This is a genomic window from Bradyrhizobium uaiense, from assembly GCF_010811875.1.
Classification (GTDB): Bacteria; Pseudomonadota; Alphaproteobacteria; order Rhizobiales; family Xanthobacteraceae; genus Bradyrhizobium; species Bradyrhizobium uaiense.
In genome coordinates, this window is sequence record NZ_VKHP01000340.1 from 1 (window position 1) to 8,436 (window position 8,436).

The following is an 8,436-nucleotide window of genomic DNA, read 5'->3' on the forward strand; positions in this document are numbered from 1 at the left end:
TTCTCAAAGCTCAAGCAGTTCCGACGTGTCGCAACCCGCTTCGAAAAAACGGCCCGGAATTACCGGGCCGTCGTCACTCTCGCTGCCATTGTTCTATGGATGCGCTAGTGTCCACACCACCTAGGGCGTCAGGACCACACGACTTCGCCGTCCACCTCACGCGCACTCGTCAGTCGCGCATTCAGCGTCCACCGCATCTCGACCCGCGTTCGTGACGATCGCGATCCGCCCCTCGTGTCGGGTGAGACGCACATATTGAACATCTGAGTTGGGTCAAACGCCTAGCGGAATATTTTCTTAGGGGCGGATTGACAGGTTTTGCTGAGTTGCCCGTCGGGGTGATTTGTCGCAGGTGGTGGAGCGGGATTTGATTTGCGTCGGGGGCAACATAGCGCCTAGCCCGCATGAGCAACGGCGACGTGCGGGACACCCGCGCGACACGCTGATGGAAAATGCCTCGGATATCGCTGCGCTCATCCGGGCTACACTTGCTGCGTAAACGGAGGCGCAGTCAATATGCTCCGTCCCTGGACGATAACATGACACCAGCGCCGAGCTCGCGTCACTGCATTGTACAGCAGCCGACGCTTATGCTCCTCGTCACCGCCGACCTGATAAGGCCACAACACGACTACTCCGTCGAACTCACGATTCTTTGCCTGTTGCACCGTCAAGGCCGTGAAAGTGCGCGAAATGCCGCTCCCGTGATGTCTATGAAGAGACACGTTTCGAGCAATCACAGCTTCAATTTCCGCACGAGCGAATTCGACACGTCCCAGGGCGTGCATCTGATTGCGAACCCACGCCATCGCCGCACGCACCGGGCCCGACGGAAGAAGAAGACGCAGTGCCGCTAGCGTTGCTTCGCCGGAGGACACCACGGCGAGTTCAAGGGCTGCGACGATCCCGCGCGTCTCGTCCCGATCTGTCCCTTCCCAATGAATCGTGTATGGACCATTCCCCTGTCGGCCGCAGGGCCCTTGAAGGGTGGGCGCTGTGCGAAAGAAGCCGCGCAATTCGCGGTTTAGCCTATCGACGATCGGCGCGAGATGCTCATCCTGTTCAAGCCGATCCTGTGGCACGCGCAACCTGTCGCGTTCGCTAAGAACCGATTCCGAGGGTTGCCCCTCGCCTGCCGCAACAACCCTGCGGAACAACTCCGACCCGAACGATATTGTTCGGTCCCAGGTTCTTGCCGCCGGCACAAGAAAAAAGCCGATCTCGCGTATCAACCGCGCTGGAAACGGCGTGGCACTCTCTTCCACGAAGACGTCGCCCATTGCATCGTCATCATAGAAGTAGCGATAGGTCTCGACCTCGAGATTCGGACGGTGAAACCTAGCGGCGAAAGCGACTTGGCAGGCGAGCTTCCAGTTCGGATCATCTCGCGTCGGCATCACCGCGCCATCAATGGGATTCCACCATTTGACGATTCCACGATCGTCACGAAACCAATCCATATGCAGCGCCGGATCATCGCCTTCACCGCTGACGAAGCAAAACTTACAACCGAAAACATTCGCGCCATTGAGGCTCAGTTCTTGAGCGCGTCGCAGACTCTACTGAAGACGGAATGGCGGCGAGTGAAGTCCGGCGAACGGACGTTTAAGCGCTATGTCGTGCAGTCAGCAAAGCGCGCGCCGCGACGCCAATGAGCTAGCGCAGCTGCACACAATCTTAAGTCCATTCAACAACTACCCCCTACTCCCACTCAATCGTGCCCGGCGGCTTGGACGTCACGTCGTACACCACCCGGTTCACACCCTTCACCTCGTTGATGATGCGCGTCGCGGTTTCGGCCAGGAATTTCATGTCGAACTGGTAGAAGTCGGCGGTCATGCCGTCGGTCGAGGTGACGGCGCGCAGGCCCACGACGTATTCGTAGGTGCGGCCGTCGCCCATCACGCCGACGGTCTTTACCGGCAACAGCACGGCGAAGGCCTGCCAGATCGCATCGTAGAGGCCGTGCTTGCGGATCTGGTCGATATAGACCGCATCCGCGTTGCGCAGGATGTCGAGCTTCTCCTTCGTGATGTCGCCGGGGCAGCGGATGGCGAGGCCCGGGCCCGGGAACGGGTGGCGGCCGACGAACACTTCGGGCAGGCCGAGCTCGCGGCCGAGCACGCGCACCTCGTCCTTGAACAGCTCGCGCAAGGGCTCGACCAGCTTCATGTTCATGCGGGCCGGCAGGCCGCCGACATTGTGGTGCGACTTGATGGTGACCGACGGGCCGCCGGTGAAGGAGACGCTCTCGATCACGTCGGGGTACAAAGTGCCCTGCGCCAGGAATTCCGCGCCGCCGATCTTCTTGGCTTCCGCGTCGAACACGTCGATGAACAAGCGCCCGATGGTCTTGCGCTTCACCTCGGGGTCGGTGACGCCTTCGAGCTCGCCCAAAAATTCCTTCGATGCGTCCACATGGACCAGCGGGATGTTGTAGTGGTTGCGGAACAGGTCGACGACGGTCTTGGCCTCGTCGAGCCGCAGCAGGCCGTGATCGACGAACACGCAGGTGAGCTGGTCGCCGATCGCTTCATGGATCAGCACCGCCGCCACCGCGGAATCGACGCCGCCGGACAGGCCGCAGATCACCTTGCCCTTCCCCACCTGCGCGCGGATCTTTTCGATCGCCTCCTCGCGGAACGCGCGCATGGTCCAGTCGCCGGTGAGCCCTGCGACCTTGCGGACGAAGTTACGCAGCAGTTTTGCACCGTCGGGCGTGTGCACCACTTCGGGGTGGAACATCAGGCCGTAATATTTCCGCTTCTCGTCCTGGATGATCGCGAACGGCGCATTCGGCGAGGTGCCGGCCACCGAGAAGCCGGGCGGCATCCTGGTGATGCGGTCGCCATGGCTCATCCACACCTGGTGCTTTTCGCCGTGGCCCCAGACGCCGTCGAACAGCTGGCTGTCGGTCTTGACCTCGACATCGGCGCGACCGAATTCGCGATGATGCCCGCCCTCGACCTCGCCGCCGAGCTGGGCCGCCAGGGTCATCTGGCCGTAGCAGATGCCGAGCACGGGAACGCCGGATTCGAAAATCAGCTGCGGGGCGCGCGGCGAGCCGGTCTCGTGGACCGACTCCGGACCGCCGGAGAGGATCACGGCCTTCGGCTTCATCTCCTTGAAGGCGGCCTCCGCCTTCTGGAACGGCACGATCTCGGAATAGACGCCCATCTCGCGGACGCGGCGGGCGATCAGTTGCGTCACCTGGCTGCCGAAATCGACAATCAGAATCTTGTCATGCGCCGAGGCCGCAGGTGGCGTCGACGAGTCACGGGCTGTGTGCTGGGCTGTCATGGCAAGCAGATACGCGACGGCGCCCGCCCCCGCAACCGCGGCCAGCGTTGCGCCCACATTCTTCTTTGGGCATGGACAAATCGATATAGGTCAGTATTATTGACCTAATTTGGCCAAAGCCGATCATGGAGGAAACCAATGCCGGATTTTCACGAACCCTCGCGCCTCGCTGCGCTCGGCCGCGACTGGATCGCCGCCTGGAACGCGCGCGACCTCGAGCGGGTGCTCGCCATGTATGCGGAGGACACCGAGATGACCTCGGACCGGATCCCGGCGTTCGGCTTCGGCGCGACAGGCACCGTGCGCGGCAAGGCGAACTTGCGGGCCTATTGGAGTGCGGCGCTGGCAAAATTGCCCGAGCTGCATTTCGAGCTGATCGATCTCTATGTCTCGCCCGACAGCGTCGTCGTGTTCTACCGGAATGAGCGCGGTAGCAAGATCTGCGAGTATCTGCGGCTGGATGCCGAGGGCAAGATTGTGCAGGGATCGGCGAACCATCTGGTGGGTTGAGGTTGTTGCGTGGTTACCGTCACCCCCGCGCAAAGGCTTCGCCTTTGTCGCTGGAGGTGCGAGCGGAGCGAGCCTCGAAGGGCGACGGCCCGGCTCCAACCATCCTTCGAGGCGCAACGAGCGCTGCTTGCGCAGCACTCGGCGCGCATCTCAGGATGACGTCAGCGTTTAGGGATGCAAAACCATATGATGAACAAATAACTAGGACCATGCGCATGAAAATCCCGACCCTGCCCTTCACCGTCACCGACTGGAGCCATGTCGAACCTTCGGTGCATCCCGGCGAGACCGGGCAAGCGCTGTGGCGCACGCTCAACATCGGCGAGCTGCGGGTGCGGATGGTCGAGTATTCGCCGGGTTATCTCGCCGATCACTGGTGCGACCGCGGCCATGTGCTCTATGTCGTCACTGGCGAGCTCGACACCGAATTACGCGACGGCCGCAAATTCACGCTGAAGCCGGGCATGAGCTACCAGGTCTCCGATTTCGGCGACGCCGCGCATCGCTCGTCGACCGCGACGGGCGCGACGCTGTTTATTGTGGATTGAGCTGACGCCTTCGTCATTGCGAGCGAAGCGAAGCAATCCATTTATCCGCATAAGCGGAGCGATGGATTGCTTCGTCGCTCCGCTCCTCGCAAAGACGTGGAGAGAGCGCCGCACTTTCTGCACTCACCGCCTCCGCGCCGCAACTTTCCGCACCTTCGTCTCCGCCCAGCTCAGCGGCTTGCCGCTCTTCGACGGCAGCACGAGTTGGCCGACTGCGTGGCCAGCCTGGTCCAGCAGCACCGAATGCGCCTCGCCGCGGGCATAAAGATGCGCCTCGCCCCATTGCCGCAACGAGACCACGATCGGGAACAGGTCGTGGCCGCGTTTGGTGAGCGCATATTCCTGATAGGCGCTGCCGTCTGACGCCGCGACCTGCTCGAGCACGCCGAGTTCAACCAGCGTGCGCAGCCGCGTCGTCAGCATGCCCTTGGCGATGCCGAGGTTCTGCTGGAAATCGCCGAACCGGCGCAAGCCGTCGAATGCGTCGCGCACAATCAGGAGCGACCACCAGTCGCCGATCGCGTCCAGCGCGCGCGCCACCGGGCAATCCGCCTTTGCGAATCCAGTCCGCTTCATCGCACTCCGCCTCGCTCGATCACGATTCCGAACTGGTCTTAAAATAGGACTAGACAGCACGCGATGCAACTGGTCTCATTATAAGACCAGATTGCGAATTGCAGCGGAGGCGAGATGACGAACCAGACCATGGCAGAGGCCGGACCGGCCCAGCGGAACGACACGACGAACCGGAAGCCCGGCGACGCGACGGCGGGCGCGCTTTCACCCGCTGTCGTGCTGCTGTTCGCCGTCGCCTGCGGGCTCAGCGTCGCCAACATCTATTTTGCCCAACCGCTGCTCGACACCATGGCGCGGGATCTGGCCATCACGCCCGCGGCGATCGGCGGCGTCGTGACGCTGACCCAGATCGGCTACGCCTTCGGGCTGATGCTGATCGTGCCGCTCGGCGATCTCTGGGACCGCCGCAGGCTGATCGTCGGCCAGACCGTGCTGTCGGCAATCGCGCTCGCCATCGTCGGGACAGCGCCGAACGCCGTTGTGCTGCTCGCGGGCATGGTGCTGGTCGGGCTGCTTGCCGTCGTGATCCAGGTGCTGGTCGCCTACGCCGCGACGCTGGCGGCACCGGCCGACCGCGGTCGCACCATCGGCACCGTCACCAGCGGCGTGGTATCGGGCATTCTGCTGGCGCGATTTGCCGCCGGCGCGCTGGCCGATCTCGCCGGCTGGCGCGCGGTGTATTTGACCTCGGCGGCGCTGACGCTGGTGCTGGCGGCGCTGCTCGCACGCGCGCTGCCGCGGCACGCGCCGCAGGCAATGGCCGGAGCGTCCTACGCAAAGCTGTTGCGCTCGACGGTCGCGCTGTTCGTCGAGGAGCCGGTGCTGCGCGAGCGCGCGGTGTTCGCGCTATTGATCTTCGCAAGCTTCAGCGTGTTCTGGAGCTCGGTGGTGCTGCCGCTCGCCGCACCGCCGCTGTCGCTGTCGCACACCACCATCGGCATGCTCGGGATCGCCGGTCTCGCCGGCGCGCTGGCCGCACGCAATTCCGGCCAGCTCGCCGATCGCGGCTGGGGCCAGCGGACCACCGGATTGTCGCTGCTGCTGATGCTCGCCGGCTGGGTGCCGATCGCCTGCCTGCATACGTCGCTGTGGCTGGTGCTGGTTGGCGTCGTGATGATCGACTTCGCGGTGCAGGCGATCCACGTCACCAACCAGAGCCTGATCGTCGCCGCGCGCCCCGACGCCGCGAGCCGCCTGGTCGGCGGCTACATGGTGTTCTATTCGATCGGCACGGGGTTCGGCGCGATCAGCTCGACGATGGCCTATGCCGCCGCCGGCTGGCTCGGCGTCTGCGTGCTGGGTGCCGCGATCAGCGCGATTGCGCTGCTGTTCTGGGTCATTGTGGTGAGCAGGACGCCGGAGCGAGCGGGCGCGTGCTCCGAAGCGTAGGGTGTTCAACCCGTCATTGCGAGCGAAGCGAAGCAATCCATCGCGCCGCACGCGGAAAGATGGATTGCTTCGTCGCTACGCTCCTCGCAATGACGGCAGGAAAGCGTCACGCCTTCCTCAGCACCGAGACGAAGAACCCATCCGTGCCGGTGCGGCGCGGCGTCATCAGCAGCCCCTCCGGCGACAGCAACGCGGCCTCCGCAAACGCCTCGGCCTTGTCCCACAGCACGGATGCGGTCTGCTCCGGCGGCTGCACCGAAAATTCCGGATGCCGCGCGATGAAGGCCCTCACCTGCTCGCCGTTCTCCTCCGATAGCACCGAGCAGGTGATGTAGGCGATGCGGCCGCCGGCCTTCACCAGCGGCGCGGCGCGTTCCAGCACCTCGGCCTGATCCTTCAGCCGCACCTCGAGCGCGCCGGGACGCATGCGCCATTTGGCGTCGGGATTGCGGCGCCAGGTGCCGGTGCCCGTGCACGGCGCGTCGATCAGCACGAGATCGGCTGACGCCTTGATGTCGGACAGCACCTCGTCCTCGCCGCGCGGCGTGCGGACGTCGCAATTGTGCACGCCGGCGCGCGACAGCCGCTCGTGGATCGGCGCGAGCTGGCGCTTGTCGCTGTCGGTCGCAATCAGCCGGCCCTTGCCGTCCATCATGGCGGCGAGCGCCAGCGTCTTGCCGCCGGCACCGGCGCAGAGATCGATCACCTGCTCGCCGGGCTTTGCCGCCGAGAACAGCGCGGCGAGCTGCGAGCCCTCGTCCTGCACCTCGATGGCGCCCTTGATGAAATCCTCCTCGGCATGGATGCCGGGATTGCGCGCATCGGCACCGAGCTCGATGCGCAGGCCGAGCGGCGACCACGGCGTTTCCGCAGCACCGAGATGCGACAGGCGCGGCAGCACCTTCTCGCGCTTGCCCCGCAACGTGTTGACGCGCAGATCGAGCGGTGCGCGGCTCGCCATCGCGGTGGCCTCGGCGGCGCGCTCGTCGCCGAACACCTTTGCCAGATGCGGGTCGAGCCAGTCAGGATAATCGCCAGCGACATGCGCTGGCGCATCCTTGAGCGAGCGCGAGGTCAGCGCGGCCTGCTCCGTTGCGGTCAGCGGCTCCGGCGCGAACCGGCCGCCGTCGCACAGCGCCGCGATGGTGGCGACATCCATGCCGCGTTCGAGCTTGAGCATGCCAAGCACCCGCGAGCGGGCGCTGGCATCGTCCATGAGCCAGGCCGCGGAGGATTGCCGGCGCAGCACGTCCCAGATCAGGCCGGAGATCGCGGCGCGATCGCCGGAGCCGGCATAGCGGTGCGCGGTGCCCCATTCCTTCAGCGCTTTCGCTGCAGGAATGCGCTGTGCGTCGATGGTGGCGATCAGCTCGATCGCGGCGGAGAGCCGGGCAGCGGGGGTCATTGGTCTCTTTCGGTTGGGCGCATCAGATCAACAGCAGCAGTCTGAGCGCGAAATACAGCCACATCGCCGCCAGCACCAGCACGCCGGCGAACCAGGCGAGCGAGCGCGGCCGCACGTCGTTGGAGGTGACGAACACGCCGGCATGGGCAAACCGCGCGACCGCGAACACCCAGGACATCAGCACGATGAACAGATCGGCACGGCGGAGCGGCAGCGCAATGGCGATCAGGACATAGAACAGCACCGGCAGCTCGAACTGGTTGGCAAAGCAGTTGCCGAACTGGGTGGCGCGCTCCGGCCAGTTCGGCTGGCGCAGCGCGATATCCTTCATCCTGGTCTCGCCGCTCGCCAGCGTCCTCGTGCGCAACGTCGCCATCCCGAACAGGAGCGCGAAGGTGAGCCCGATCTGGACGAAGACCGGCAACAGAACCATTTGAACCGACATCAGAATCTCCTCAGCCCTCTTAACCGCCGTAGCGGCCCAATACAATGAAGCGTCCCAAAAAGGCGCCTGGGTAATCCGTTGAACCGTCACCCTAGCCCAGGTGACCAACTCCTGGGACCAATGGCGGTTTCAGTAGTGACGGATGAAGGATATCGCGCTGCGCCAGCCGAACTGGCCGGAGCGCGCCACCCAGTTCGGCAACTGCTTTGCCAACCAGTTCGAGCTGCCGGTGCTGTTCTATGTCCTGATCGCCATTGCGCTGC

9 protein-coding genes and 1 pseudogene are annotated in these 8,436 nt (G+C 64.4%); 5 read left to right on the plus strand and 5 right to left on the minus strand.

Annotation, left to right across the window (positions count from 1 at the left end; all coding sequences use genetic code 11):
- Window positions 1-108, plus strand: a pseudogene (locus FNJ47_RS42755) (IS5/IS1182 family transposase); the annotation flags it as partial.
- Between the two features lie 374 nt (window positions 109-482).
- On the opposite strand, the gene FNJ47_RS52000 reads toward FNJ47_RS42755, so the two are convergent.
- On the minus strand, window positions 483-1,460 hold the full coding sequence (locus tag FNJ47_RS52000) for an ATP-binding domain-containing protein (RefSeq protein WP_175068497.1): 978 nt from the start codon (window positions 1,458-1,460) through the stop codon (window positions 483-485).
- On the opposite strand from FNJ47_RS52000, the gene FNJ47_RS42770 reads away from it, so the two are divergent.
- Entirely contained in the window at window positions 1,461-1,655 is a 195-nt protein-coding gene (locus FNJ47_RS42770; RefSeq protein WP_163162378.1) for a hypothetical protein, read from the plus strand. It abuts the gene before it with no gap.
- Window positions 1,656-1,701: 46 nt separating this feature from the next.
- Here the strand turns inward: FNJ47_RS42770 and guaA are convergent, their stop codons facing one another.
- Entirely contained in the window at window positions 1,702-3,300 is a 1,599-nt protein-coding gene (gene guaA, locus FNJ47_RS42775; protein WP_163162393.1) for a glutamine-hydrolyzing GMP synthase, read from the minus strand.
- 138 nt (window positions 3,301-3,438) lie between these two features.
- On the opposite strand from guaA, the gene FNJ47_RS42780 reads away from it, so the two are divergent.
- Together FNJ47_RS42780 and FNJ47_RS42785 are read left to right on the plus strand one after the other, a co-directional pair.
- A complete protein-coding gene (locus FNJ47_RS42780) occupies window positions 3,439-3,810 on the plus strand; it encodes a nuclear transport factor 2 family protein (RefSeq protein WP_163162380.1) in 372 nt (123 codons plus the stop codon).
- Between the two features lie 215 nt (window positions 3,811-4,025).
- The gene (locus tag FNJ47_RS42785; RefSeq protein WP_163162382.1) at window positions 4,026-4,358 is read left to right on the plus strand and encodes a DHCW motif cupin fold protein; all 333 of its coding nucleotides are present in this window, start codon (window positions 4,026-4,028) and stop codon (window positions 4,356-4,358) included.
- A 123-nt stretch (window positions 4,359-4,481) separates the two neighbouring features.
- Here the strand turns inward: FNJ47_RS42785 and FNJ47_RS42790 are convergent, their stop codons facing one another.
- On the minus strand, window positions 4,482-4,934 hold the full coding sequence (locus tag FNJ47_RS42790; RefSeq protein WP_163162385.1) for a winged helix-turn-helix transcriptional regulator: 453 nt from the start codon (window positions 4,932-4,934) through the stop codon (window positions 4,482-4,484).
- Between the two features lie 114 nt (window positions 4,935-5,048).
- Between FNJ47_RS42790 and FNJ47_RS42795 the strand changes: the two genes are divergently transcribed.
- The gene (locus FNJ47_RS42795) at window positions 5,049-6,323 is read left to right on the plus strand and encodes an MFS transporter (RefSeq protein ID WP_163162387.1); all 1,275 of its coding nucleotides are present in this window, start codon (window positions 5,049-5,051) and stop codon (window positions 6,321-6,323) included.
- Window positions 6,324-6,429: 106 nt separating this feature from the next.
- Here the strand turns inward: FNJ47_RS42795 and FNJ47_RS42800 are convergent, their stop codons facing one another.
- The gene (locus FNJ47_RS42800; RefSeq protein WP_163162389.1) at window positions 6,430-7,728 is read right to left on the minus strand and encodes an RsmB/NOP family class I SAM-dependent RNA methyltransferase; all 1,299 of its coding nucleotides are present in this window, start codon (window positions 7,726-7,728) and stop codon (window positions 6,430-6,432) included.
- A gap of 22 nt (window positions 7,729-7,750) precedes the next feature.
- Window positions 7,751-8,173, minus strand: a complete 423-nt coding sequence (locus FNJ47_RS42805) for an MAPEG family protein (RefSeq protein WP_163162391.1) — start codon at window positions 8,171-8,173, stop codon at window positions 7,751-7,753.
- Window positions 8,174-8,436: the final 263 nt, after the last annotated feature.